Origin of the sequence: Thioalkalivibrio sp. ALgr3, assembly GCF_000377325.1 — a bacterium.
Taxonomy (GTDB): Bacteria; Pseudomonadota; Gammaproteobacteria; order Ectothiorhodospirales; family Ectothiorhodospiraceae; genus Thioalkalivibrio.
Map to the genome: position 1 here is coordinate 69081 of NZ_KB897979.1, position 26684 is coordinate 95764.

Consider the following 26684-nt stretch of genomic DNA (forward strand, 5'->3'; position numbering starts at 1 on the left):
GCGCGCCGGCGTCATTCCTGGTTCGGGTCGTCGTCGCGTTCCGCCCCGCGGCTGTCACGCGCCTTGTCTTCGGACTTCATTGACACCATGCGCACGCGTCCCTCGCGCGAGACCTCGATCTGGCGCGCCGGATCGATCCGCTTGTTGTCCGGCCGCCGCCGCATGGTCAGGGAGATCGCCGCGATGATCGCCACCAGCAGGATCACGGCGGCAATCTCGAACGAGTACACGTATTCGGTGTACAGGATCGCGCCCAATGCCTCGGTATTGGCATATTCGGGCCCGGCCCGCTCGGGGGCTTCCATGGTGATGTAACGCGTGATCACCAGGACCAGCACGGTGGCCATGGCCGCGGCGACCACCAGCCCCACCGGCAGGTATTCACTGAAACCCTCGCGCAGTTTCGCCATGTTGATGTCGAGCATCATCACCACGAACAGGAACAGCACCATCACCGCTCCCACGTACACCAGCACCAGCACCAGACCGAGGAACTCGGCCTCCGCCATCAGCCAGAGTGCCGCTGCCGACACGAAACAGACCACCAGAAACAGCGCGGCATGCACCGGGTTGCGCACGCTGATCATCGCCAGCGCCGCGCCCAGCAGGATCGCGCCAAAAACATAGAACAATAAGAGCTCGAAGGTCATCGTTGCGTCCCTGATTACCGGTACGGGGCGTCGATCGCGCGCGCTTCGGCGATCTCCTTCTCGAAGCGATCGCCGATCGCCAGGAGCTTGTCCTTGGTCATGATCTGCTCGCCCCGATTCTCGAAGTGGTATTCGAAGATGTGCGTCTCGACGATGGAATCGACCGGGCAGGCCTCTTCGCAGAATCCGCAGAAGATGCACTTGAACAGATCGATGTCGTAGCGCGAGGTGCGCCGTGTACCGTCCTCGCGCTCCTCCGAATGGATGGTGATCGCCAGCGCCGGGCACACCGCCTCGCACAGCTTGCAGGCAATGCAGCGCTCCTCCCCGTTGGGGTAACGGCGCAGCGCATGCAGTCCGCGGAAACGCGGTGACATCGGGGTCTTCTCGTCCGGGTACTGCACCGTGAACTTGCGCCGGAACAGGTACCGGCCGGTCAGCCGCATGCCGAGCAGCAGCTCGAAGAACAGGAAGCTCTTGAAGAAATGACGCACGGATTTCATGGCGAACTCCTTACGCGAACCACGGGCCGACGTCGAACGCGACGAACGCGCCCAGCACGAACAGCCATACGATGGTGACCGGAATCAGCACCTTCCAGCCCAGGCGCATGATCTGGTCATAGCGATAGCGCGGAAAGGTGGCACGTAGCCACAGGAAGATGAACAGGAACAGCGCGGTCTTGATCAGGAACCAGTGCAGACCGTCGCCCAGCAGCGTGCCGATCAGCGGCCAGTCGAACACCGCCTCCGGCACGATGCCCTGGAACGGCGACAGCCAGCCGCCCAGGAACAGCACGGCGGTCAGTGCCGAGATCAGGATCATGTTCGCGTACTCGGCCAGGAAGAACAGCGCGAACGCCATCCCGGAATATTCCACGTGGAATCCGGCAACGATCTCGGATTCGCCCTCGGCCACGTCGAAGGGAGCACGGTTGGTCTCGGCCACACCGGATATGAAATAGACGAAGAACAGGGGCAACAGGGGCAGCAGGAACCAGTGATAGATGCTGCCTTCCTGCGCCTTCACGATCTCGCCCACGTTCATGGAACCGGCAGCCATCAAAACGCCCACCAGAGCAAAGCCCATCGCGATCTCGTAGGACACCAGCTGCGCAGCCGATCGCAGGGATCCCATCAGGGCATATTTCGAGTTCGAGGCCCAGCCGGCGATGATGATCCCGTAGGCGCCTAGCGAGGTCAGGGCAAGAAGGTATAGCAGCCCCGCGTTGACGTCCGCCAGCGCGCCGCCCTCGAAGAACGGCACCACCGCCCAGGCCGCCAGCGCCGGGGCAATCGTCAGCACCGGGGCACTGAAGAACAGGAACCGGTTCGCATTCGCCGGAACGATCACCTCCTTCAACAGGAGCTTGAGCCCGTCCGCGATCGGTTGCAGCCAGCCGCGCGGCCCGACGCGGTTGGGGCCAATCCGCACCTGGATGGAACCGATAACCTTGCGTTCAGCGAACGTCAGATAGGCCACGCCCAGCATCAGCGGGATGACGATCAGCTGGATGCCGATCAGGATCTGCATCACCGTCGGCAGCGAGTGGAACAGGTTGAGAATCCAGTCGAACATGGTTCAGTCCCTTGTCAGGCGCGGGCGAGCGTCACCGGCTCGCCCGGGGCACCAAGCGGGGCGGCGGCGCCACCCGTGAGGGTGATGGCCAGACCCGGCGGTACGGAATCGTCAAGCACAAGCGTCAATTCGGCCTCGGCCCGGCCCTGCTGCACGCGGACGCGACTGCCGTCGGGGATCCCGCCGGCCGAGTCGGGGTGCACCTGCACCGCATTCGCCAGCTGACCCTCGGGGCTGCGCTGCAGCGGTTCGGCGCGACGCACGAGCGCATCGCCGGCGTACAGCGAACGCGAGGCCATGCGCCGCAAGCCGCGTTTGCCCGGGTCGGCGATTTCCGGCTCCTCGACGTGCACCCGGTTCAGGTTCACCGTGTTGTCGAAGCTGACATCCGCGAGCAGGCCCTTCAGCTCATCGCGCACCGCGGGCGAATCGAGGTAATCGAAGCCCTTCTGCCCGAACAGGTTGCCCAGCACGCGCCAGACCTTCCAGCCGGGACGGGCCTCGCCCGGGGCGCGACTCGCCGCGCGGAAGCTCTGCCAGCGTCCTTCCGCGTTCACGAAGGTCCCGGAAGATTCGAAGCTGGTGGCGACCGGCAGCAGAACGTCGGCCGATGCCTGCAATTCGGCGTCGGCAAACGAGGTCAGTGCGACCACGAAACCCGCGTCGCGCAGTGCCTGCTGAAAAGCGACCGGATCGTGCCCGTCACGCCCCGGCTCGAGTCCGGCAACGATGAACGCGTCCCGGCCTTCGGCCAGCATCTGCGGCGCCGGGCACCCTGCGGTTTCCGGCTCCTGACCGGCCACGCCGCGGTGCGGCAGCACCCCGGCCAGCCAGGCACCGGCGGCATTCGCGCCCTCGGGCATGTACCCGAGACGGGCGCCGGTGTGGCGGGCGATCCAGCCGGCCAGGGCCCGCAGGGTTGCAAACGCGGGGCTGGCCATCGCGTCCGCACCCAGGAGCACATGGCCCTGTTCCCCGTCCAGCAGCGAGCGCGCGGCCCGCTCGAACGCTTCGCGGGTGTCCGGATCATCGGTCTCGGCCGACTTCACAATCTTCTCGAGGCGCGGGGGCAGGCCCTCGCCGGCCGCCGCGATCCGGCCGGCGATCCCGGCCAGGGCCATGACCTGGTCGTGCTCGTTGCCGACCAGCTGGGCCGCCACCGGGTACGTCAGGTCCAGCAACTGGTTGTGCACCAGGGTGACCCGGGCATCGTTGTTGAGAACCGCCTTGCGCAGGCGATGCGCCAGCAGCGGCTGCTCGCGCCGCGGATTGGTACCGACCAGCAGGATCGCATCGGCGCGGTCCAGCTCGGCGATCGGGCTGCCAAGCCAGGGGAACAGAGGCGCGGCGTCGTCGTCGCGGAAATCCTGCTGGCTCAGTCGATGGTCGATGTCACGCGCGCCCAGCCCGCGCAGCAGTTTCTGGCCGAGGTAGTGTTCCTCCAGCGACAGCGATGGGGAAAACAGCCCGCCGATCCGCTCCGGGGCCACCTTGCGCAGGCCTTCGACCGCATGCTGCAGGGCGGTCTCCCAGTCCACGTCCTGCCACTGCCCGTCGCGCCTGATGCGCGGCGTGGTCACGCGGTCCTCGGCATACAACCCCGCGTAGGAGAAACGATCCCGGTCCGAGATCCAGGTCTCGTTGACCGCTTCGTTGTCGCGCGGGACCACCCGCATCACGCGCCCGTCATAGGTATGGGCGGCAATGTTGGAACCCACCGCGTCGTGCGGAGCGATACTCGGGGCCTGTGCGTATTCCCAGGCACGTGCGCCGTAGCGCGACGGCTTGGCGGTCAGCGCGCCCACCGGACACAGATCGATCACGTTCCCGGAGAGCTCGTGTGCGACGGTCTTCTCGACATAGGTCCCGATCCGCATGTCTTCGCCACGCCCGGTCGCACCCAGTTCGCGCACGCCCGCGATCTCCTCGCCAAAGCGCACGCAGCGGGTGCAGTGGATGCAGCGGGTCATCTCGGTTTCGATCAGCGGACCGATATCCTTGTCGTGCACGACCCGCTTGGCTTCGGTGTATTGCGAAACGGACTCGCCATACCCCATGGCCACGTCCTGCAGTTCACACTCGCCGCCCTGATCACAGATCGGACAATCCAGCGGGTGATTGATCAGCAGGAATTCCATCGTGCCCTTCTGTGCGGAAATGGCGAGGGGCGACTGCGTGTACACCTTCATGCCGTCCATCACCGGCGTCGCACAGGCCGGCAGCGGCTTGGGCGCACGCTCGACCTCCACCAGGCACATCCGGCAATTGGCGGCCACGGACAGTTTCTTGTGATAGCAGAAGCGCGGAATCCGGATATCGGCCTCGTCCGCAACCTCGATGAGCATGGTGCCCTTGGGCGCCTGCAAGGTCTGCCCGTCGATCTCGACGGTGACCAGATCCTGTGGCTGATCCTGACTCATGTTCGATTCCTGCTGCGTGTGCGCGACGGGGCGATCAGGCGGCGCTGGCCACCGGGCTCCGGCCGTGCTGGATGTAGTGTTCGAATTCGTGACGGAAATGCTTCACGAAACTGCGCACCGGCATCGCGGCGGCATCCCCAAGGGCGCAGATGGTGTGCCCTTCGATCTTGCTCGCAACGTCGTCCAGGCGTTCGAGGTCCTCGGGACGACCCTTCCCTTCCACGATGCGGGTCAGCATGCGGTACAGCCAGCCGGTACCCTCACGGCACGGCGTGCATTGACCGCAGGATTCGGAATAATAGAAGCGCGAGATCGTCTGCAGCGCCTTCACCATGTCGGTGGTCTCGTCCATCACGATCACCGCGCCGGAGCCGAGCATGGATCCGGCCTGCGTGATGGAATCGTAGTCCATGTTGGTCTGCAGCATCGTGTCGCCAGGCACCACCGGCACGGACGATCCGCCCGGGATCACCGCCTTGAGCTCGCGGCCGTTGAGCACGCCACCGGCCATCTGCAGCAACTCGCGAAACGGCGTACCCAGGGGCACTTCGAAGTTGCCGGGTTTGTTGACGTGTCCGGAAACTGAGAACAGTTTCTCGCCCCCCGACTTGGGCACGCCCAGGTCGGCGAACCACTGGCCGCCGTTGCGGATGATCGACGGGATGGAAGCCAGCGACTCGGTGTTGTTGACTGTCGTCGGCTTCCCGTAGACGCCGAAGTTCGCCGGGAATGGCGGTTTGAAGCGCGGCTGCCCCTTCTTGCCCTCGAGCGACTCCAGCAGCGCGGTTTCCTCGCCGCAGATATAGGCGCCCGCGCCCAGCGTCGGATACAGATCGAAGTCCACGCCCGAGCCAAGGATGTCACGCCCGAGGTAGCCGGCCTCGTAGGCCTCCTTCAGAGCAGCCTCGAAGCGCGTATTGACCTCGTCCATGAACTCGCCGCGCATGTAGTTGTATCCCACGGTTGCGCCGATCGCGTAACCGGCGATCGCCATCCCCTCGATCAGCGCATGCGGGTTGTACATCAGGATCTCGCGATCCTTGCAGGTACCGGGCTCCGATTCATCCGAGTTGCAGACAATGTATTTCTGGCCCGGGGAATTGCGCGGCATGAACGACCATTTCATCCCGGTCGGGAACCCCGCGCCACCGCGGCCGCGGAGGTTGGAGGTCTTGACCTCCTCGATCACGTCTTCCGCGGCCATCTTGCCGCCGAACACCTTTTCCAGCGCCTGGTAGCCGCCGACGCTGCGATAGGTCTCGAGCGACGACGGGTTGTCCAGGTAGCGGGTCGCAAAACAGATCTGGTTGGCCATCGCTTCAGGACTCCAGGCCGTCGAGAATCTCGTCCACGCGCTCCGGCGTCAGATTCTCGTAATAGACGTGGTTCACCTGCATCATCGGAGCCCCGCAACAGGCGGCGAGGCATTCTTCTTCCTTCTTCAGGTAGAACTTCCCGTCGGACGTGGTTTCGCCCAGGGTGATGCCGAGCCGGTTCTCCAGGTGTTCGATGATCCCGGCCGAGCCGCGCAGACTGCAGGAGATGTTGTTGCACACCGCAATGGTGTGCTTGCCCACCGGCTCGAGTTCGAACATCGAATAGAACGAACCCACCTCGTAAACGGCGATGGCCGGCAGCCCGAGGTAGTCGGCAACCGCGTCCATCTTGGCGGTGGAGACATAGCCGTCCTCATGCTGGACCACCCGCAGTGCGGCGAGTACCGCCGAGCGTTTCTGGTCCTCGGGATACCGGGCCAGCCAGTGATCGATCTCTTCGCGCTCGTGGTCGCTCAGATCGACCTTGTGCTCGGCCGGCTTGTGAAAGGCAACGGGTTTGGGTTCGGCAGCCATCAGCGATCAATCTCCCCGAAGACAATATCCTGGGTTCCGATAATGGCCACGACGTCGGCCAGCATGTGGCCGCGCGCCATTTCGTCCAGGGCGGAAAGGTGAACAAAGCCCGGCGGGCGCACCTTGAGACGATACGGTTTGTTGGCACCATCCGACACCAGATAGCAACCGAACTCCCCCTTGGGATGCTCGATGCCGGCGTAGGCCTCGCCTTCCGGCAGGCACATCCCTTCGGTAAACAGCTTGAAGTGATGAATCAGCGACTCCATGTCCGCCTTCATCTCTTCGCGCTTGGGCGGCGTGATCTTGTGATCCTCCAGCAGCACCGGACCGGGATTGTTGCGCAGCCAGTCGACGCACTGACGGATGATGCGGTTGGACTGTCGCATTTCTTCCATGCGCACCAGGTAACGGTCGTAGCAGTCACCGTTGACGCCGACCGGGATGTCGAAATCCAGCTGGTCATAGACCTCGTAGGGCTGCTTCTTGCGCAGATCCCATTCCACCCCGGATCCGCGCAGCATCGGTCCGGTGAATCCGAGCTGCTTCGCCCGCTCGGCATCCACCACGCCGATACCAACCGTACGCTGTTTCCAGATCCGGTTGTCGGTCAGCAGGGTCTCGTATTCGTCCACGCAGCCCGGGAAGCGCTCGGTGAACGACTCGATGAAGTCCAGCAGCGAACCCTGACGATTGGCATTCAGTTCGTCGACCGTTTCCTGCGACTTCCAGGCCGACGGCTGGTATTTCGGCATGGTGCCGGGCAGGTCGCGGGCGACCCCGCCGGGCCGATAGTAAGTGGCGTGCATGCGCGCGCCGGAGACCGCCTCGTAGCAGTCCATCAGGTCCTCGCGCTCGCGGAACGCGTACAGGAACACCGTCATCGCGCCGATATCCAGGGCGTGCGCACCCAGCCACATCAGGTGATTCAGGATGCGGGTGATCTCGTCGAACATCACCCGGATGTACTGCGCCCGCAGCGGCGCCTCGATCCCGAGCAGACGCTCCATGGCGAGCACGTAACCGTGCTCGTTGCACATCATGGATACGTAGTCGAGACGATCCATGTAGCCGATCGACTGGTTGTACGGCTTGCTTTCGGCCAGCTTCTCGGTGCCGCGGTGCAGCAGGCCGATATGCGGATCGGCGCGCTGTACCACCTCGCCGTCCATCTCCAGGACCAGCCGCAGCACGCCGTGCGCGGACGGATGCTGGGGGCCGAAGTTCAGGGTGAAATTGCGAATCTCAGGCATGATCGGCTCCTTCCGCCGGCGCGTCGCCATCGGTGTAGCGATGGTCGTCGCGGATCACCTTCGGCACCAGCACGCGCGGCTCGATAGTCACCGGCTGGTACACCACGCGAGCCTGCTCGGTGTCGTAGCGCATCTCTACGTGCCCGATCAGAGGGAAGTCCTTGCGGAACGGATGGCCGACAAAACCGTAGTCGGTCAGGATACGACGCAGGTCCGGATGTCCCGAGAACAGGATCCCGAACAGATCGAAGGCCTCGCGCTCGAACCAGTTGGCCGACGCCCAGACGTCCACCAGCGACTCCAGCTCCGGGAATTCGTCATCCGGCAGCCAGGCACGCATGCGCAGGCGACGATTGTTCTGCACCGACAGCAGGTGCACCACCACGGCAAAACGCGGCCCTTCCCAGCGCGACTCACCGGGCGCATCATCGAAGGTGAACCGGCCGGAGGTGGCGGGCTGGACGCCCCGACTGAAGCCCTCACTGGAGGCATCATCGGTGGCCCATTCGGTCTGTCCGTACTCGAGATAGTCCACCCCGCACAGGTCGATCAGGATGTCGAATCCGAAATCCTCGTCGTCGCGCAGGGTCTCGGCGATCTCACGCCAGGCGTCCACCGGTACTTCAATGGTTGCCTCGCCGTTGACCACCCGCACTCCGTCCAGGCGTTCGCCCAGCTTCGCGCGCAGTACGTCAATCCAGGTCTGTTGTTCAGCCATCTGCCACCCCGGGTCGCTCAGCGCGCGATCGTGTTCGTGCGCCGGATCTTGTTCTGAAGCTGGATGATGCCGTAAAGCAGTGCCTCGGCCGTCGGCGGACAGCCGGGCACGTAGATATCCACCGGCACGATGCGGTCGCAACCCCGAACCACGGCATACGAATAGTGGTAGTAGCCGCCGCCGTTGGCACAGGAGCCCATGGAGATTACCCAGCGCGGTTCGGACATCTGGTCGTACACCTTGCGCAGCGCCGGTGCCATCTTGTTGACCAGCGTACCCGCCACGATCATCACGTCGGACTGACGCGGACTCGGACGGAACACCACCCCGAACCGGTCCATGTCGTAGCGCGCGGCACCCGTGTGCATCATCTCCACCGCACAGCAGGCCAGACCGAAGGTCATCGGCCACAGGGAGCCGGTGCGGGCCCAGTTGATGAGCTTGTCAGCCGAGGTGGTGACGTAGCCCTTTTCCAGAACGCCTTCTATTCCCATTCCAGCGCCCCCTTCTTCCATTCGTAGACAAAGCCGACTACCAGAATCAGCAGAAACAGCGCCATCGCAAGAAGCCCGAACAGGCCTACGGCATCGAGGGAGACGGCCCAGGGAAACAGAAAGGCGATCTCGAGATCGAAGATGATGAAAAGGATGGCGACCAGATAGAACCGAACGTCGAACTTGAGGCGCGAATCCTCGAACGCCTCGAAGCCGCATTCATACGGCGAATCCTTGGCGGCATCCGCCTTGCGGGGCCCCACGGCCATGCCGATCACCAGCGGCACGATGCCGATCACGATGCCTACTGCAATGAACAGCAGGATGGGCAGATATCCTTCCAGCATGTCTCTCTCCCGTACGCCGCCTCGGGCGGGCAGGTCCACGGGTCGGCCGAACAGGAGGGCCGGACCATGGGCGGTTCAGCGTTGCTGGGTGAATGCGCCGGGGCCGCGGCCCTCGGGCGATCGGGCCGGTGCGCTCACCGGTGAGGCAGTCTAGGTGAAGCCGGAAAACGGTGTCAAGCTCACATAAAACGCCAAGTTATTGTTTATAAAGGCTTTACAATAAAAAGGTTCCGCCCGGACCTCCGGACGGAACCTTCATTGAAAAATGGTGCAGATGGTGGGACTCGAACCCACACGGCTTGCGCCACTACCCCCTCAAGATAGCGTGTCTACCAATTCCACCACATCTGCGTATTCCTGACTGAAGCCCTATTGTGGCACGTCCTGCGGCCGCGAGGGCGGATCCTCCGGCTCGTCGGCAGGGGAATCGCCCGGCGCCATGCCCGGGACATCCCCGATCGGGATATCGTCCTCGACCGCCTCTTCGGGCGTCGGTTCATCCATAAGGCTGCGCGCCTCGGGTTCCGAAGCAGCGATATAGGCCAGGGCCAGCCCGTTGATGAAAAACACCGCGGCCAGAAAGGCCGTGGCGCGGCTCAGGAAGTTGGCCGACCCCTGGGCACCGAACACGGTGGCCGAAGCGCCGCTGCCAAATGCGGCCCCGGCATCCGCGCCCTTGCCGTGCTGCATCAGCACCAGCGCGATGATGGAGATCGACACCACCACCTGAACGACCAGGAGAATCCCGTAGATCATTCGCCCGCCCCGGTCGCGGCCCGCGCAATCCCGGCGAAATTCGCGGCATCCAGCGAGGCTCCGCCCACCAGGCCGCCATCGATGTCATCGTGGGCCAGCAGCCCGGCGGCGTTATCGGCCTTCATCGACCCGCCATACAGTATGCGCAGGTCGGCAGCCACGCGCGGATCGCGGCCGGCCACCCGGTTACGGATGAACGCATGCACCTCGGCCGCCTGCTCCGGGGTGGCCGTCAGGCCGGTGCCGATCGCCCAGACCGGCTCGTAGGCGATCACGGCGCGGTCCAGCGATTCGACCCCGGCGGCGTCCAGCACGGCATCGAGCTGCTCGCCCACCACCGCTTCGGTACGACCGGCTTCGCGCTCGGCCTTCTGCTCGCCCACGCACAGGATCGGGGTCACGCCGGCGGCCAGGGCCGCCTGATACTTGGCCGCGACCCAGGCGCTGTCCTCGGCCTGGCGTTCGCGACGTTCGGAGTGCCCCACGATCACGTAACGGCAGCCCACATCCTTGAGCATGGACGCGGCGACCTCGCCGGTGTATGCGCCGGAAGCCTGATCGGAGCAGTCCTGCCCCCCGACCTCAATCGGGCTGTCGGCCAGGGCCTCGACGACTTCGGGCAGGTAGACCGCAGGCGGGCACACGGCCAGCTCGACGCCGGTCAGTCCGTCCAGCTCCGAACGGAGCGCGGACAGCAGCTCGCGATTGGCGTCGCGGGAGCCGTTCATTTTCCAGTTTCCGGCGACCAGCGGCTTGCGCATGCGGTGGTTCCTCCTGCGGTGACCCGGGTTCCATGATTGAGCGGCGGGATGTTACCGGCGCGTTCCCGGCAAATCAACCGACCACCCGGGCGCCGCGTGACGCGCACCGGGTGGCGGGCGTCAGGCGACCGCGCGGATGGCGTCCGCAATCCGTTCCGCGGCGGCCTGCGTGGCGCCCGCGTCTTCCGCCTCGACCATCACGCGGATCAGGGGTTCCGTGCCCGACGGTCGCAGCAGCACACGCCCGCGGCGCCCCAGCTCCGATTCCACCTCGGCCACGGCAGCGCGTACCGGCGGCGCCTCCAGACGCTCGCCAGCCCCCGCATCCAGACGCACGTTGACCAGTGCCTGCGGGAACTGCGGGATGGCTGCGGCCAGGTCCGCCAGGGAACGCCCGGTCCGATGCATCAAATGGGCGATCTGCAACCCGGCAACGGTGCCATCGCCGGTGGTCGTATGGTCCAGACAGACGATGTGCCCGGATCCCTCCCCGCCCAGCAGCCATCGGTGGCGACGCAGCTCTTCGAGGACATAACGGTCCCCGACCCGCGCGCGTACGAAGGGGATGCCGGCTTCGGCCAGCGCGTTCTCCAGGCCGAGGTTGGTCATCTGGGTACCGACGACACCCCCGCCCAGCGTGCCCTGGCGCAGGCGTTCCAGGGCGAGGATCCCGAGGATGCGGTCCCCGTCCACGATCTGCCCCGCAGCGTCGACCAGGATCACGCGATCGCCGTCACCATCCAGGGCGATGCCCAGATCGGCGCCCGCGGCCCGCACGCGTTCGGCCAGGCGCTCGGGGTGCAGCGCCCCTACGCCCTCATTGATGTTGTAGCCATCGGGCGCGGCACCGGTCAGTTCGACCTCCGCCCCGAGCTCCTCGAACACATGCGGCGCGACGTTGTAGGTCGCCCCGTGGGCGCAGTCGAGCACGATGCGCATGCCGCGCAGTTCGGACCGCGCGGGGATCGCGCTCTTGCAGAATTCGACGTAGCGCCCGGCCGCGTCGGAGATGCGTACGGCCTTGCCCAGACGCCGCCCGTCGATGGCCTGCGCGGGTTCGTCGAGGCGCGCCTCGATCGCAGCCTCCACCGCGTCGGGCAGCTTGTCGCCCTCCGGGGTGAAAAACTTGAACCCGTTGTCATTGAACGGGTTGTGCGAGGCGCTGATCACCACCCCCGCAGTCGCACGGAAGGTCCGGGTCAGATAGGCGATGGCCGGCGTGGGCATCGGGCCCAGCAGGGCCACGTCGAGCCCGGCCGCCGACAGACCCGCCTCCAGCGCCGATTCGAACATGTAGCCGGAGACCCGGGTATCCTTGCCGACCAGCACCGGCCCCTGGGCATGTCCGTTCTCGCCCAGGATCTCCCCCACGGCGTAGCCCAGGCGCAGGGCAAACTCCGGCGTCATCGGCCATTCGCCGGTTCGCCCGCGGATGCCGTCGGTCCCGAAATAACGTCCCATGCGGTTCCTCCCTAAGACATGACCCCACCAGTACCGCGGGGATCCAGCGCGGAGTATATCGCGAGGGCGTCCGCCGTGGCCGCGACGTCGTGCACACGCAGGATGCGCGCCCCCTGCTGCGCGGCGAGCAGCGCCGCAACCACGCTCCCGCTGCCACGCTCCGTCACCGGCCGCTGTCCCAGCAGGGCCCCGATCATCGACTTGCGCGAGACCCCGACCAGCACCGGCCGACCATCACCGACCAGGTCCGGGAGATGGCGGAACAGCTCGAGATTGTGTTCCAGGGTCTTGCCGAAACCGAAGCCCGGATCCACCACCAGACGGTCCGGCGGCACCCCCGCTTCCTGCAGTGCACTGCAGCGTGCGCCGAGGAACGCCCGCACCTCGGCGGTGACATCTTCGTAGTGCGGCGCATGCTGCATCGACTGCGGCTCACCCTGCATGTGCATCACGCACAGGGCCACGCCGCGCTCCCGGGCGGCCACCACCGCCTCCTGTTCGGCGCCCGGACGGCGGAAGGCATTCACGTCGTTGAGCATGGCCGCGCCCGCGGCCACCGCGTCGCGCATGATCTCCGGCTTCATGGTATCGACCGAAACCGGCAGGGAAACCTCCGCCCCCAGCGCCTCCAGCACTGGCAGCACGCGGCGCCGCTCTTCCGCCAGCGAAACCGGTTCGGCCCCCGGGCGGGTAGATTCCCCGCCCACGTCGATCAGATCCGCGCCCTCGTCCTGCATCTGCCGCGCACGGGCCACCGCCCGATCCACTCGATCATGGGCGCCACCGTCCGAGAAGGAATCCGGCGTCACGTTGAGGATGCCCATCACCCGCGGGCGATCCAGAGGCAGCGGACCGGCCGGTCCCTGCAGCAACACGGGGCTTGCACTTGTAGCGGTCATCAGTCGTCCCTGGAATGGCGGAAGACGCCAACAGAAAGGCCGCCGCGACGGGGTCACGGCGGCCGGGGTGCTCAACGGTCGTGCCCGCCGCCACGCGACGGGCCCTCGGGCGGGTCAGGACTGAGGTGCCGGCCCTCCGACCACGCCGCGGTCGCTGTCCCGCGAGTCGTCGGCGCCTTCCTCACCCTCGCCGTCACCCGCCGGGCTGCCGGCATCGCCCCCGCCGGAGGAGCCGTCGTTCCAGTCGGCGGGTTCACGCGGCTCGCGACCGGCCATGATGTCCTCGATCTGCTTGTCGTCGATGGTCTCGTACTTCATCAGTGCGCCGGCCATCGCATGCAGCTTGTCGAGATTGTCGAGCAGGATCTGGCGCGCATGATCGTAATGGGTATCGATGATCTTGCGCACCTCCTCGTCGATCGCATTGGCGGTTTCGTCGGACATCTGCTTGGGCTTGCCCATCTGCGGGCCGAGGAACGACTGCTGCTCGTCCTCGCCGTAGTCCAGCGGCCCCAGCTTCTCCGACAGCCCCCACTTGGTCACCATGTTGCGGGCGATCTGCGAGGCCTTCTCGATGTCGTTGGATGCCCCCGTGGTGACCGATTTCTCGCCGAAGATGATCACCTCGGCCAGGCGTCCGCCGAACAGGCTGGCGATCTGGCTCTCCAGCTTGGTCCGCGAATGGCTGTAGCGGTCCTCCTCCGGCAGGAACATGGTCACGCCCAGCGCGCGGCCGCGCGGGATGATGCTGACCTTGTACACCGGGTCGTGCTCGGGGACGGTCAGGCCCACGATCGCGTGCCCGGCCTCGTGATAGGCGGTCAGCTTCTTCTCGTCCTCGGACATCACCATGGAGCGGCGTTCGGCGCCCATCATGATCTTGTCCTTGGCGCGCTCGAAGTCGCTCATGTCCACCAGGCGCTTGCCGGCGCGGGCAGCGAACAGCGCCGCCTCGTTGACCAGGTTGGCCAGGTCCGCACCGGAGAAGCCCGGCGTGCCGCGCGCGATCTTGTGCGGGTTCACGTCTTCCGCGATCGGCGTCTTCTTCATGTGCACGTTGAGGATCTGCTCGCGACCGCGCACGTCCGGCGGCGGCACCACCACCTGACGGTCGAAGCGGCCCGGACGCAGCAGCGCCTGGTCCAGCACGTCGGGACGGTTGGTCGCGGCGATCACGATCACGCCCTCGGTGCCCTCGAAGCCATCCATCTCGACCAGCAGCTGGTTGAGGGTCTGCTCGCGCTCGTCGTGACCGCCACCGCCCATGCCGCCGCCGCGCTGACGCCCGACGGCGTCCAGCTCGTCGATAAAGATGATGCACGGGGCGTTTTTCTTGGCCTCGGCGAACATGTCGCGCACGCGCGAGGCGCCGACCCCCACGAACATCTCGACGAAGTCGGAGCCGGAGATGCTGTAGAACGGCACCTTGGCCTCGCCCGCGATGGCCTTGGCCAGCAGGGTCTTCCCGGTACCCGGAGAGCCCACCATCAGCACGCCGCGCGGGATCTGCCCGCCGAGCTTCTGGAACTTGCCCGGATCCTTGAGGAAATCGACCAGCTCCACGACCTCGTCCTTGGCCTCGTCACAGCCGGCCACGTCGGAGAAGGTCACCTTCACCTGGTCCTCGGACATCAGCTTGGCCTTGGACTTGCCGAACGACATCGCGCCCTTGCCGCCGGCACCGCCGCCCTGCATCTGCCGCATGAAGTAGATCCACACGGCGATCAGCAGCAGGATCGGGAACCAGCTGATGAGGATGCTCATCAACAGGCCGCGCTCGGCCTCCTCCTCGGCGTTGATCTCCACGTTATGGTTGAGGAGATCGCCGATCAGCCCCGAATCGTTCGGGTTGACGGTGGAGAAGCGCTCCCCGTCGGCCATCTGCCCGGTGATCTTGTCACCTTCGATGGTGACGCTGTCCACGCGACCGCTCTGCACCTGCTGGATGAACTCCGAGTAGGTGATGCTGCGCGTCGCCTGCTGCTCGGGATCGGGCGCGAAATTGTTGAAGATGGACATCAGGACGACGGCAATCACCGCCCAGATGATCAGATTCTTTACCAGGCCATTCAAAACGACACCTCAAAAGCTGTGCTGGGCCGAACGCGTATCCGTGAATACTAATGGATCGTTACACATCCCGTGGGTTCCGCGCCAATACATACACTTCGCGTGAGCGGGGCCGCGACGCCTTCGGCTTGCGCACCTTCACCTGTGCGAAACACCGGCGCAGCTCCGCAAGGTAGGCATCCGAGCCTTCCCCCTGGAACAGCTTGACCAGAAACGCGCCATTCGGTTTCAGCACGCGCAGCGCCAGATCCAGCGCCAGCTCGCACAGATGGATCGAACGCGGCTGGTCAACGGCATCCGTACCGGTAAGATTGGGGGCCATGTCGGAAAGCACAAGATCCGCACCCTCGCCGCCCAGGGTCTCGAGGATGCGGTCCAGCACTTCGTCCTCGCGGAAATCCCCGGTCACGACCTCCGCGCCGGGGACCGGGTCCATCGGCAGGATGTCGGAGGCGACCAGCACGCCCTTGCGCCCGATGCGACCGGCCGCGTACTGGGTCCAGCCCCCGGGAGCCGCCCCCAGATCCACCACGCGCATCCCGGGCCGCAGGAGACGGTCGCGCTGGTCCAGCTCTTCCAGCTTGAAGACCGCGCGACCGCGATACCCTTCCTGCTGCGCGCGCTGCACGTACGGGTCATCGAAATGCTCCTTCAGCCAGCGCTGACTGGAGCGACTGCGCTTAGGCATCACCCGTCCCCCGGTTTCGTGCCGGCGGCGGCGTGCTACACTCGTAACGTTTCAAAATGAAGCAAGCCTCCCGTGAATCTGACTGACGCGCAACGCCGCCATCTGCGCAGCCTGGCCCACCCGCGCAAGCCCGTCGTGACCCTTGGCCGCCACGGCCTGTCCGAGGCCGTACTGGCCGAGCTGGAACAGGCGCTGGCCCACCACGAACTGGTCAAGGTGAAGGTCGGGATCGGCGACCGCGACACCCGCGCCGAGGTCATCCACGACATGTGCGAGCGCACCGGCGCGGAGCTGGTTCAGCGCATCGGCCACGTGGCCACCCTGTTCCGGCGCAACCCCGAAGCGCCGAAGGTCAGTCTCGACCCCGTCAGTTGACGTAGCGCACCTCGAGGATCTCGTATTCCGTCTCTCCTCCGGGCGCCTGAACGGTCACGATGTCGCCCTCTTCCTTGCCGATCAGCGCCCGGGCGATCGGCGAGGATACCGAGATCATGTTCTGCTTGATGTCGGCCTCGTCGTCGCCGACGATCTTGTAGGTGACCTCGCGCCCGTCCTCGGTCGCCTCCAGCACCACCGTGGTGCCGAACACCACCTTGCCGGTCTGCGGCAGCGCGGTCACGTCGATGATCTCCGCATTCGACAGGGTCGCCTCCAGCTCGCGGATGCGCCCCTCGATGAAGCTCTGCTGCTCGCGCGCCGCATGATACTCGGCGTTTTCCTTGAGGTCGCCGTGCTCGCGCGCCTCGGCGATCGCGTTGACCACCTTCGGCCGGTCTTCGGCCTTCAGGCGCCGCAGCTCTTCCTTCATCTTCTCGGCGCCATTCAGGGTAAGCGGTGTCTTCTTCATGAACCCAACCCTCCTGCTCGGTTCTCCTCGTGGAGCGACTGCAGCCGGAACACGTCGCTGCCCTCCAGATGGTCCAGGGCCTGGACCGTCGCCCGGGCCCCGGCGATGGTGGTGGTGTAACCCACCTTGTGCATCAGGGCCTCGCGCCGGATCGTGTAGGAGTCGGCGGTCGACTGCTTGCCCTCCACGGTATTGATGATAAAGCTGACCTCGTCGTTCTTGATCATGTCGACGATGTGCGGGCGCCCCTCGGTAACCTTGTTCACGCGGGTCACGGCGATGCCCTGCTCTTCCAGCAATCCGGCCGTGCCGCGGGTCGCCAGCACCTCGAAACCCAGCTCCACCAGCCGGCGGGCGATCCCGATGACCTCCGGCTTGTCGATGTCGCGCACCGACACGAAGGCCTTGCCGGTGGAGGGGAGCCGCACGCCCGCGCCCAGCTGACTCTTGGCGAAGGCCTCGGCGAAGCTGCGGCCCACCCCCATCACCTCGCCCGTGGACTTCATCTCCGGTCCAAGGATCGGATCCACGCCGGGGAACTTGGCGAACGGGAAAACCGCTTCCTTGACCGAGTAGTAGTCGGGGAACACCGCACCACCCACGCCCTGGTCGGCCAGCGAGGTCCCGGCCATGCAGCGCGCCGCGATCTTGGCCAGCGGCAGGCCGACGCTCTTGGACACGTAGGGCACGGTGCGCGAGGCACGTGGATTGACCTCCAGCACGTAGATGTCGTCGCCCTTGATCGCGAACTGGGTGTTCATCAGGCCGACCACGCGCAGGCCCACGGCCATCTTGCGCACCTGGTCCACCATGCGCTCCTGCAGCTCCAGCGACAGCGAGAACGGCGGCAGCGAGCAGGCGGAGTCCCCGGAATGGACACCGGCCTGCTCGATGTGTTCCATCACCCCGCCGATGAACACCTCCTGGCCGTCGCAGACGGCGTCGATGTCGACCTCGATCGCATCGTCAAGGAAACGGTCCAGCAGCACCGGCGCCTCGTTGGAGACCGAGACCGCGCTGTGCATGTAGCCACGCAGATCCTCGCGGTCGCGCACGATCTCCATCGCACGGCCTCCGAGCACGTAGGACGGGCGCACCACCAGCGGGTAACCGATCTCGTCGGCCAGCTTCTCGGCCTCTTCCTCGCTGCGCGCGGTGCGGTTCGGCGGCTGCTTGAGCCCCAGCTTGTTCAGCAGGGCCTGGAAGCGCTCGCGGTCCTCGGCCAGGTCGATCGAGTCGGGGCTGGTGCCGATGATCGGCACCCCGGCATCCTCCAGGTCCCGCGCCAGCTTCAACGGGGTCTGACCGCCGTACTGCACGATCACGCCGGCGGGCCGCTCGGTCTCCACGACCTCCAGCACATCCTCCAGCGTGAGCGGCTCGAAGTACAGCCGGTCGGAGGTGTCATAGTCGGTGGAGACCGTCTCCGGGTTGCAGTTGACCATGATGGTCTCGTACTGGTCCTCGCGCATCGCGAGGGCGGCATGCACGCAGCAGTAGTCGAACTCGATCCCCTGGCCGATGCGGTTGGGCCCGCCGCCCAGGACCATGATCTTCTGCCGGTCGCTCGGCTCCGCCTCGTTCTCCTCCTCGTAGGAGGAATACATGTAGGCGGTGGTGGTGGCGAACTCGGCCGCACAGGTATCCACCCGCTTGTACACCGGGCGCACGCCAAGACGATGACGGTGCTTGCGCACGGCCTTCTCGGTCTCGTTCAGCAGCCGGGCCAGCCGCAGGTCGGAAAAACCACGCTGCTTCAGCCGGTACATCTCCTCGGCATCGATCTCGCCGAGGATGCGGTCGCGCACCGCCTTTTCCAGATCCACCAGCTCCTGGATCTGCGCCAGGAACCAGGGGTCGATGGCGGTCAGCTCGAAGATGTCCTGCACACTGAAGCCGTGACGGAAGGCATCCGCCACGTACAGCAGCTGGTCGGGCGTCGGGTTGGCCAGCGCGGTGCGCAGGCGCTCCACCACGTCCGGGGTGTCGAGATCGATGCGCTCGTCCAGCCCGTCCATGCCGGTCTCCATCGAGCGCAGCGCCTTCTGCAGGGATTCCTGGAAGGTCCGACCGATGGCCATGGCCTCGCCAACCGCCTTCATCTGCGTGGTCAGGCTGGCCTCGGCCTGCGGGAACTTCTCGAAGGTGAAACGCGGGATCTTGGTCACCACGTAGTCGATGGACGGCTCGAAGGAGGCCGGGGTCAGGCCGCCGGTAATCTCGTTCTTCAGCTCGTCCAGGGTATAGCCCACCGCCAGCTTGGCCGCGACCTTGGCGATCGGGAAGCCGGTCGCCTTGGAGGCCAGCGCGGAGGAACGCGACACCCGCGGGTTCATCTCGATCACGATCATGCGCCCGTTGTCAGGGTTGATCGCGAACTGCACGTTGGAGCCGCCGGTCTCCACCCCGATCTTGCGCAGAACCGCCAGCGAGGCGTCGCGCATGATCTGGTATTCCTTGTCGGTCAGGGTCTGCGCCGGGGCCACGGTGATCGAGTCCCCGGTGTGGATCCCCATCGGATCGACGTTCTCGATGGAGCAGATGATGATGGCATTGTCCGCCTGGTCGCGGACCACCTCCATCTCGAACTCCTTCCAGCCCAGCGCGGACTCCTCCAGCAGCACCTGGTTGACCGGCGAGAGGTCGAGCCCGTTCTTGACGATGTACTCGAACTCCTCGCGGTTGTAGGCGATGCCGCCGCCCGAGCCGCCGAGGGTGAACGAGGGCCGGACGATCACCGGAAAGCCGATGCGCGGCTGGATCTGCTGCGCCTCTTCCCAGGAATGCGCCAGCTCGGCGGTGGGGGTGTCCAGGCCGATATCGGCCATCGCCGCCTTGAAATGGTCGCGGTCCTCGGCCATGTCGATCGCCGCCTCGTTGGCGCCGATCATCTCCACCCCGTGCTTGTCCAGCACCCCTTCGCGCGAGAGATCCAGCGCGCAGTTCAGCGCGGTCTGCCCGCCCATCGTGGGCAGCAGCGCATCCGGCTGCTCGGCGGCGATGATCTTTTCCACGGTCTTCCATTCCACCGGCTCGATGTAGACCGCATCGGCCATCTCCGGATCGGTCATGATGGTCGCCGGGTTGGAGTTCACCAGGATCACCCGGTAGCCCTCCTCGCGCAGGGCCTTGCAGGCCTGGGCGCCGGAGTAGTCGAACTCGCAGGCCTGGCCGATCACGATCGGGCCGGCCCCGAGGATCAGGACGCTCTGGATATCGGTACGCTTGGGCATGAGGCCGCTCTCGCTGGCTGTCGGGTCAGGATTCGGGTTCGGCGGACGGCACGCGGGCGCGCCGCCGGGGTTCTCAGGCGCGGGCGGCGCGCATCATCTCGACGAAATCATCGAACGCCGCGGACACGTCATGCGGCCCCGGGCTCGCCTCCGGGTGTCCCTGCAGGCTGAACGCCGGGCAGTCCGTCCGCGCGACACCCTGCAGGGTGCCGTCGAACAGCGAGCGGTGGGTCGGCGTCAGGGTCTCCGGGAGCCGGTCCTCGTCGATCGCGAACCCGTGGTTCTGCGACGAGATCATCACGCGCCCGCTGGCTTCGTGACGAATCGGGTGGTTGGCGCCGTGGTGGCCGAATTTCATCTTCACGCTCTGCGCGCCGCTGGCCAGGCCCAGCAGCTGATGGCCGAGGCAGATGCCGAACAGCGGCAGGCGCCGCTCGCAGAATTCACGGATCGCCTCGATCGCGTAGCCACAGGGTTCCGGATCGCCCGGCCCGTTGGACAGGAATACCCCGTCGGGCGCCAGCTCCAGCACCTCGGCGGCCGGGGTCTCCGCCGGCACCACGGTCACCCGGCAGCCGCGATCCACCATCATCCGCAGGATGTTCTGCTTCATGCCGAAATCGTAGGCCACCACGTGATACTCGGCCGCCTCCGGGCTCAGCTGCCGCGGCTCCCCGCCCAGCTGCCAGGTGCCCTCCAGCCACTCGTAGCGCTTGCGCGTGGTGACCTCGCGGGCCAGATCCATGCCCTTGATGCCGGGAAACTCGCGGGCGGCGGCCAGGGCCGCCGACTCGTCCACCTCGCCGGCCTGGATGCAGCCGTTCTGCGCGCCCTTCTCGCGCAGCAGACGGGTCAGCCGCCGGGTGTCGATGCCGGCAATGGCGACGATCCCGTGGCGCAGCAGGTAATCCGGCAGCGACTCGCGCGAGCGGAAGTTCGACACCAGCGGCGGCACGTCGCGCACGATCAGCCCGGCGGCCTGCGCGCGGGACGACTCGTCGTCTTCCGGGGTGGTGCCGGTGTTGCCGATATGCGGATAGGTCAGGGTCACCATCTGCCGGGCATAGGAGGGGTCCGTCAGGATCTCCTGATAGCCGGTCATGGCCGTGTTGAACACCACCTCGCCGACGGTCTGGCCAAGGGCGCCGATCGCCTGGCCATGGAACACGGTGCCATCTTCAAGGACGAGCAGGGCGGGCGCGGGCACGGGCGAACCTCCGGCAGGGCATCTACGAAAGGGATGGAATCAGTGTACGCGAGCGCCCGAACCCCCGTCCAACACGGACCGCGCGGACGGGGCTACAGCTCACGCAGCCCAAGCACGTCCTGCATGTCGAACAGCCCGGGCCCGCGTTCGCTGGCCCACACCGCCGCACGCACCGCGCCGGCGGCGAAGATCCCGCGATCCGAGGCCTTGTGGGTGATCTCCACCCGCTCGCCCTCGCCGGCGAACAGCGCGGTGTGCTCGCCGACGATGTCGCCGCCGCGCACCGTGGCAAAGCCGATGGTGCTGCGCTCGCGCGCACCGGTGTGTCCCTCGCGGCCGTACACCGCGTCCTGCTCCAGGTCGCGCCCCAGGGTGTCGGCCACGATGCGCCCCAGACGCAGTGCCGTGCCGGACGGGGCATCCACCTTGTGCCGGTGATGCGCCTCGAGGATCTCCACGTCGGTGCTGTCACCCAGCGCGCGCGCCGCCAATTCCACCAGCTTGAAGGTCAGGTTGACCCCGACGCTCATGTTGGGGGCATACACGACCGTATGCTCCGCGGCCGCCGCGCGCAGCGCCGCCTCCTGATCGGCATCCAGGCCGGTGGTGCCGACCACCAGGGTGCGCCCCGCCCGACGGCAGATCTCGAGGTGCTCCATGGTCGCCTCGGGGCGGGTGAAATCGATCAGCACATCGAAATCCCCGGTCACCGCGGCCAAGTCCTCGACCAGGCGTACCGCGCCGGCGGTACCCACCGGCTGGCCGATGGCCTCGCTGCCGGGACGTTCGCTGGCCGCACCCAGCTCCGCCTGCGGGTGTTCCTCCACCGCGCGCACCAGGTTCTGCCCCATGCGCCCGGCGGCGCCCGCGACTGCTACTCGGATCATGATCGTTGCGTCCTCCTGTCAGTTGCGCAAAGCCTACGCGAGCCCCGGCGATGCGTCAGCCCGCCCGGGTCCCGGCGGCCACCCGCCGGTGACGCCAGTGACCGAACAGCGAGGCCACTACCCCGGCTGCCGCCAGCCCCGCGGCCAGCACGTAGACCGAGGCCGAGCCCACGCCGTCCCACAGATAGCCGGCGGCCAGACTGCCCAGCGCACCCCCGATGCCGAAGGCCAGCGATGAATAAAGCGCCTGCCCGCGCCCCTGCAGCCGGCCGGGGAAGAAATAATGGATCAGCGAGATCGCCGCCGCGTGATACACCCCGTAGCTGAAGGCATGCAGGGTCTGGATGAACAGCAGCATCGGCAGCGACTCCGGCACCGCCGCCAGCAGCGACCAGCGCAGGGTGGTCAGCACCAGCGCGAGCGTCACCAGGAACCACGCGCCGAAGCGCAGGATCAGCCGCGGCGTGATCAGGAACAGGAACACCTCGGCCAGCACGCCCAGGGCCCACAGCTGCCCGGCCATGGAACGGGAGAAACCGGCCTCCTCCACGTACAGGGTGAAGAACGCATAGTACGGCCCGTGACTCGCCTGCATGAAGAAACAGGCCAGGAACAGCCCGATGACCTCGGGCCGCCGCAGCACGCTCCCGATCGACGGCACGTTGTTCTCGGCCACCTCGTCACGCGGCGGCTCCGGGACCTGCAGCGTGCTGACATACAGCCCGACGAACAGCAGCAGCACCAGCCACGGCAACCAGGCGATTTCGATGAAGTCGAACAGCCAGCCCAGCGAGGCCACCGCCACGATGAAGCCCACCGACCCCCACAGCCGCACCAGCGCATAGCGGTGGCTGTCGCGTCCCAGGGTGCGCAGGGTGGTGGCCTCGAACTGCGGCAGGATCGCGTTCCAGAAGAAACTGAACACCGCCATCACCGCCGCCAGCCACCAGTAGCCGGAATACAGCAGCACCCCGGTGAAGGCAATCAGCCCCGCCAGCGCCCCCGAGCGCACCAGCGGCATGTGGGTCCCGGTGCGATCGGCCAGCCAGCCCCAGACGTTGGGCGCGATGATCTTGGTCGCCAGCACGATCGCCATCAGCTCGCCGATCTGCGAACCGGAGAACCCCAGCTCGGACAGATACGGCCCCCAGTAGGGCATGAACGCCCCGATGGTGGCGAAGTAGAAGAAATAGAAGCTGGACAGGCGCAGGTTGGGCGTCACGACCGGAACCACGGGTTACGGGCCGCCCCGGACCCGCGCTTGACGGACCCGGGGCGGCCGGGAAAACGGACGAAAGGGGCCATCCAGCGACCCCGGGCGCCCCGACGGGGCCAGCGAGCTCAGGTGCCGGAGGAGCCCCCGGGATACGGCCCGCGATCGGGCACGTCGGCGTTCTGCCCGCGGTGACGCAGGGCATGATCGGCCAGCACCAGCGCCGTCATCGCCTCGGCGATGGGGGCGGCACGGATACCCACGCAGGGGTCGTGACGCCCCTTGGTCACCACCTCCACCGGCTCGCCGGCGGTGTCGATGCTGCGCCCCGGCAGGCGGATCGACGAGGTCGGCTTGAGCGCCAGGTTGGCGCGCAGCGCCTGGCCGGTGGAGATCCCGCCCAGCACGCCCCCGGCATGATTGGACAGGAAACCGTCCTCCGGGGTGATCTCGTCGCGGTGCTCGGTGCCGCGCTGGGCGACGCTCGCAAAGCCGTCGCCGATCTCCACGCCCTTCACCGCATTGATGCTCATCAGGGCGTGCGCCAGCTCGGCATCCAGGCGGTCGAACACCGGTTCGCCCCAGCCGGCCGGGACCCCGCGGGCCTCGACCGTCACCTGCGCCCCGATGGAATCCCCCGACTTGCGCAGCTGGTCCATGAACTCTTCCAGCTCCGGGACCCGGTCGGGATCCGGGCAGAAGAACGGGTTCTCCTCGGTGCGGGCAAGGTCCTTCTCCGCCAGCTCCAGCGGCCCCAGCTGCGACAACCAGCCCTGAATCGCGATGCCCCAGCGCTCCTCGAGGAAGCGCCGCGCCACCGAGCCGGCCGCCACCCGCAGCGCGGTCTCGCGCGCGGAACTGCGCCCGCCCCCGCGATAGTCGCGGATGCCGTACTTGCGGTGATAGGTGTAGTCCGCGTGTCCCGGCCGGAACTGGTCCTTGATCTCGCTGTAATCCTTGGAGCGCTGGTCGGTGTTCTCGATCAACAACCCGATCGGGGCACCGGTGGTCACGCCCTCGAACACCCCGGACAGGATGCGCACCCGGTCCGGCTCGCGCCGCTGGGTGGTATGCCGCGACTGGCCGGGCCGGCGCCGGTCCAGATCCTTCTGCAGATCGGCCTCGGTCAGCGGGATCCCGGGCGGGCAGCCGTCGACCACCCCGCCCAGGGCCGGTCCATGACTTTCACCGAATGTAGTGACGACGAACAGTCGTCCGAAGCTGTTTCCTGACATGGCGCCAGTCTACCGCCCGCGGCCGGGGATGTCGCCCGTCCCCGCCCACGGCCCGGGAACCGGCCCCTGGCTCGACTCATGTGTCGACCCGAAAGCCGGCCGAGGAATCCGCGCCGCCGCCGTGTCGTCTATGCTCGTGTCATTCAATCCGAGGAGAGTCCCATGACCCGTCTGCAATCGCTTCGCCGCACCGCCCTGGCCACGCTGTTCAGCGGGATGCTGGGCTTCGGCGGCTCGGCCGCGGCCGACGTCTACACCGAGCTGCCCAGCCTGAACCTCGATCTGGCTCAGGAGCTGGCGATGGCCACGGTGCAGTCCTGCCGCGACGACGGGCACCAGGTCAGCGCCGTGGTGGTCGACCGCAGCGGCAACGACCGCGTGGTCATGCGCGATGACCGCGCCGCGCCGCAGACCATCTCGATCGCCGGTGACAAGGCCCGCGCCTCGGTGATGTCGGGTCTGGACTCCGGCGATTTCGTCGCCAACCGGGAAGACATCCGCCACGAAATGAACAACGTGGACGGGATCCTGATGCTGGACGGGGCCATCCTCATCGAGGCCGCGGGCCGCGTCCTCGGTGCGGTGGGGGTCTCCGGCGCCCCGGGTGGCGATCTGGACCGGGCCTGCGCGGAAGAAGGCATGGAGGCGATCCGGGAAGAACTCGACTTCGCCATGTAACCCTGCAACCGGAGACCATCGCATGAGCGAACATTCCGACCCGCACGGACACGCGCCCGAGACCGGCGCCGGCGTCCCCCGCATCCACCCGGTGGAGGTCCGGGAGCGCCTGCGCGAACGGCCCCGGGATCTGCTGGTCGATGTTCGCTCGACCATGGAATTCCTGTTCGTCGGCCACCCGGTGGGGGCCGTGCACATCCCGTGGATCGACGAACCGGACTGGACGGTGAACCCGGACTTCGTGCCGCAGGTGCGCAAGCTGCTGCTGGGCGGGGCCATGGATACCGCCGAGGACGCCCCGTCGGTGTACCTGATCTGCCGCAGCGGCAAGCGTACCCTGGCGGCCGCCGAGGCCCTGCTGCAGGCCGGGATGCACAACGTGTATTCGGTCGAGGAGGGCTTCGAAGGCCCGCTGGACGAGCAGCACCACCGCTCCACCGTAGGCGGCTGGCGCTATCACGGCCTGCCCTGGGAGCAGTGCTGAAGGTGGACCTCAGGCGGGGGGCAGGTCCTGCGCCCGCACCACGAACACCCCGTGGCCACCGGCCTCGAAATCCAGCCAGACCATCGGGATGTCATGGAAGGCATCCTCCACGGCCTCCTGACTGTTGCCCACCTCCACCATCAGCACGCCGTCGTCGGTCAGGTGGCGACGCGCCCCGGCGAGGATGCGGCGCACGATGTCGAGGCCGTCGTCCCCGGCCGCCAGGCCCAGTTCCGGCTCGTGGCGGTATTCGTCCGGCAGATCGGCCATGTCGCGGGCGTCCACGTAGGGCGGGTTGGTCACGATCAGATCATAGCGATCCTCCGGACCCAGCCCCTCGAACACGTCGCTCTGCACCAGCCGGACGCGGCCCTCCAGCTCGAAGCGCGCCACGTTGTCGCGCGCTACCGCCAGGGCATCCGGCGAGATGTCGGCCAGATCCACCTGCGCCTGCGGGAAGACCAGCGCGGTGGCGATGCCGATGCAGCCCGCCCCGGTGCCCAGATCCAGAACGCGCTCCACCCCGTCCGGGTCCACCCACGGCTCGAACCCCGACTCGATCAGCTCGGCGAACGGCGAGCGCGGCACCAGCACCCGCTCGTCGACATGGAAGGGCAGCCCGGCGAACCACGCCTCGCGCGTGAGATAGGCCGCCGGCTTGCGCGACTGGATGCGCTCGCGCAGCAGGCCCTCGACCCGTTCGCGCTCCGCCTCGGTCAGCCGGCTGTCCCACCAGTGGGCCTCCAGGTCCAGCGGCAGATGCAGCGCGTGCAGGGTCAGCCAGGCCGCCTCGTCAAAGGCATTGTCGGTGCCGTGCCCGAAGGCCAGTCCCGCCGCGCGGAACTGCGACGCGCCGTAGCGAATGAAGTCGCGCAGGGTGAGCAGACCGGTACCGGGTTCCATTTTCACACTCCGGGAAGGGTTGAAGGGTCGTCATGATAAACCGGGAGCGGCA

General features: G+C 66.8%; 26 protein-coding genes and 1 tRNA gene. 3 read left to right on the plus strand and 24 right to left on the minus strand.

Annotated elements, in window-relative coordinates; genetic code table 11:
- Positions 1-11 precede the first annotated feature (11 nt).
- The 17 genes from C998_RS0105990 to rlmE all read right to left on the minus strand — a co-directional run bounded on the left by C998_RS0105990 (position 12) and on the right by rlmE (position 15945).
- Positions 12-650, minus strand: coding sequence for an NADH-quinone oxidoreductase subunit J (locus C998_RS0105990; RefSeq protein ID WP_018869954.1), 639 nt, complete (start codon positions 648-650; stop codon positions 12-14).
- 14 nt (positions 651-664) lie between these two features.
- Positions 665-1153, minus strand: a complete 489-nt coding sequence (nuoI, locus tag C998_RS0105995) for an NADH-quinone oxidoreductase subunit NuoI (protein WP_018869955.1) — start codon at positions 1151-1153, stop codon at positions 665-667.
- Positions 1154-1163: 10 nt separating this feature from the next.
- Positions 1164-2228, minus strand: coding sequence for an NADH-quinone oxidoreductase subunit NuoH (gene nuoH, locus C998_RS0106000; protein WP_018869956.1), 1065 nt, complete (start codon positions 2226-2228; stop codon positions 1164-1166).
- 14 nt (positions 2229-2242) lie between these two features.
- Positions 2243-4648: an NADH-quinone oxidoreductase subunit NuoG gene (nuoG, locus tag C998_RS0106005; RefSeq protein WP_018869957.1), complete on the minus strand. Its 2406-nt coding sequence runs from the start codon at positions 4646-4648 to the stop codon at positions 2243-2245.
- Positions 4649-4682: 34 nt separating this feature from the next.
- Positions 4683-5963, minus strand: coding sequence for an NADH-quinone oxidoreductase subunit NuoF (gene nuoF, locus C998_RS0106010; protein WP_018869958.1), 1281 nt, complete (start codon positions 5961-5963; stop codon positions 4683-4685).
- A 4-nt stretch (positions 5964-5967) separates the two neighbouring features.
- On the minus strand, positions 5968-6498 hold the full coding sequence (nuoE, locus tag C998_RS0106015; RefSeq protein WP_018869959.1) for an NAD(P)H-dependent oxidoreductase subunit E: 531 nt from the start codon (positions 6496-6498) through the stop codon (positions 5968-5970).
- On the minus strand, positions 6498-7751 hold the full coding sequence (locus tag C998_RS0106020) for an NADH-quinone oxidoreductase subunit D (RefSeq protein ID WP_018869960.1): 1254 nt from the start codon (positions 7749-7751) through the stop codon (positions 6498-6500). The genes nuoE and C998_RS0106020 overlap by 1 nt, the downstream gene beginning before the upstream one ends.
- Positions 7744-8469, minus strand: coding sequence for an NADH-quinone oxidoreductase subunit C (locus C998_RS0106025; RefSeq protein WP_018869961.1), 726 nt, complete (start codon positions 8467-8469; stop codon positions 7744-7746). The genes C998_RS0106020 and C998_RS0106025 overlap by 8 nt, the downstream gene beginning before the upstream one ends.
- Positions 8470-8486: 17 nt before the next feature.
- Positions 8487-8963, minus strand: coding sequence for an NADH-quinone oxidoreductase subunit B family protein (locus C998_RS0106030; RefSeq protein WP_018869962.1), 477 nt, complete (start codon positions 8961-8963; stop codon positions 8487-8489).
- Positions 8954-9310, minus strand: a complete 357-nt coding sequence (locus tag C998_RS0106035) for an NADH-quinone oxidoreductase subunit A (RefSeq protein WP_018869963.1) — start codon at positions 9308-9310, stop codon at positions 8954-8956. Before C998_RS0106035 ends, C998_RS0106030 begins: the two co-directional genes overlap by 10 nt.
- A gap of 266 nt (positions 9311-9576) precedes the next feature.
- Positions 9577-9661, minus strand: a tRNA-Leu gene (locus C998_RS0106040).
- An 18-nt stretch (positions 9662-9679) separates the two neighbouring features.
- Positions 9680-10066, minus strand: coding sequence for a preprotein translocase subunit SecG (gene secG, locus C998_RS0106045; RefSeq protein WP_018869964.1), 387 nt, complete (start codon positions 10064-10066; stop codon positions 9680-9682).
- A complete protein-coding gene (gene tpiA, locus C998_RS0106050; RefSeq protein ID WP_018869965.1) occupies positions 10063-10827 on the minus strand; it encodes a triose-phosphate isomerase in 765 nt (254 codons plus the stop codon). The genes secG and tpiA overlap by 4 nt, the downstream gene beginning before the upstream one ends.
- A 120-nt stretch (positions 10828-10947) precedes the next feature.
- Positions 10948-12288: a phosphoglucosamine mutase gene (gene glmM, locus C998_RS0106055; RefSeq protein ID WP_018869966.1), complete on the minus strand. Its 1341-nt coding sequence runs from the start codon at positions 12286-12288 to the stop codon at positions 10948-10950.
- Between the two features lie 11 nt (positions 12289-12299).
- Positions 12300-13187 (minus strand): dihydropteroate synthase, encoded by an 888-nt coding sequence (gene folP, locus C998_RS0106060; RefSeq protein WP_051076723.1) that lies wholly within the window; start codon positions 13185-13187, stop codon positions 12300-12302.
- 114 nt (positions 13188-13301) lie between these two features.
- Positions 13302-15260, minus strand: a complete 1959-nt coding sequence (ftsH, locus tag C998_RS0106065) for an ATP-dependent zinc metalloprotease FtsH (protein WP_018869968.1) — start codon at positions 15258-15260, stop codon at positions 13302-13304.
- Positions 15261-15318: 58 nt separating this feature from the next.
- A complete protein-coding gene (gene rlmE / locus C998_RS0106070) occupies positions 15319-15945 on the minus strand; it encodes a 23S rRNA (uridine(2552)-2'-O)-methyltransferase RlmE (RefSeq protein WP_018869969.1) in 627 nt (208 codons plus the stop codon).
- Between the two features lie 72 nt (positions 15946-16017).
- Here rlmE and yhbY point away from each other — a divergent pair, with 72 nt between their 5' ends.
- The gene (gene yhbY / locus C998_RS0106075) at positions 16018-16320 is read left to right on the plus strand and encodes a ribosome assembly RNA-binding protein YhbY (protein ID WP_018869970.1); all 303 of its coding nucleotides are present in this window, start codon (positions 16018-16020) and stop codon (positions 16318-16320) included.
- On the opposite strand, the gene greA is transcribed toward yhbY, so the two are convergent.
- The 6 genes from greA to aroC form a co-directional block, all read right to left on the minus strand.
- Positions 16313-16792, minus strand: a complete 480-nt coding sequence (gene greA / locus C998_RS0106080; RefSeq protein ID WP_018869971.1) for a transcription elongation factor GreA — start codon at positions 16790-16792, stop codon at positions 16313-16315. The genes yhbY and greA overlap by 8 nt on opposite strands.
- Complete coding sequence (gene carB / locus C998_RS0106085) at positions 16789-20025, minus strand: carbamoyl-phosphate synthase large subunit (protein WP_018869972.1); 3237 nt, start codon at positions 20023-20025, stop codon at positions 16789-16791. The genes greA and carB overlap by 4 nt, the downstream gene beginning before the upstream one ends.
- 73 nt (positions 20026-20098) lie before the next feature.
- Positions 20099-21232: a glutamine-hydrolyzing carbamoyl-phosphate synthase small subunit gene (carA, locus tag C998_RS0106090; protein WP_018869973.1), complete on the minus strand. Its 1134-nt coding sequence runs from the start codon at positions 21230-21232 to the stop codon at positions 20099-20101.
- 92 nt (positions 21233-21324) lie between these two features.
- On the minus strand, positions 21325-22119 hold the full coding sequence (gene dapB, locus C998_RS0106095; RefSeq protein ID WP_026279496.1) for a 4-hydroxy-tetrahydrodipicolinate reductase: 795 nt from the start codon (positions 22117-22119) through the stop codon (positions 21325-21327).
- Positions 22120-22174: 55 nt separating this feature from the next.
- The gene (locus tag C998_RS0106100) at positions 22175-23341 is read right to left on the minus strand and encodes an MFS transporter (RefSeq protein WP_026279497.1); all 1167 of its coding nucleotides are present in this window, start codon (positions 23339-23341) and stop codon (positions 22175-22177) included.
- Positions 23342-23460: 119 nt separating this feature from the next.
- Positions 23461-24567, minus strand: a complete 1107-nt coding sequence (aroC, locus tag C998_RS0106105; RefSeq protein ID WP_026279498.1) for a chorismate synthase — start codon at positions 24565-24567, stop codon at positions 23461-23463.
- Between the two features lie 162 nt (positions 24568-24729).
- Here aroC and C998_RS0106110 point away from each other — a divergent pair, with 162 nt between their 5' ends.
- Positions 24730-25245, plus strand: coding sequence for a heme-binding protein (locus C998_RS0106110; RefSeq protein ID WP_018869977.1), 516 nt, complete (start codon positions 24730-24732; stop codon positions 25243-25245).
- Between the two features lie 22 nt (positions 25246-25267).
- On the plus strand, positions 25268-25729 hold the full coding sequence (locus C998_RS0106115) for a rhodanese-like domain-containing protein (RefSeq protein ID WP_018869978.1): 462 nt from the start codon (positions 25268-25270) through the stop codon (positions 25727-25729).
- A gap of 9 nt (positions 25730-25738) precedes the next feature.
- Here the strand turns inward: C998_RS0106115 and prmB are convergent, their stop codons facing one another.
- Positions 25739-26632, minus strand: coding sequence for a 50S ribosomal protein L3 N(5)-glutamine methyltransferase (gene prmB / locus C998_RS0106120; RefSeq protein WP_018869979.1), 894 nt, complete (start codon positions 26630-26632; stop codon positions 25739-25741).
- Between the last annotated feature and the right edge of the window lie 52 nt (positions 26633-26684).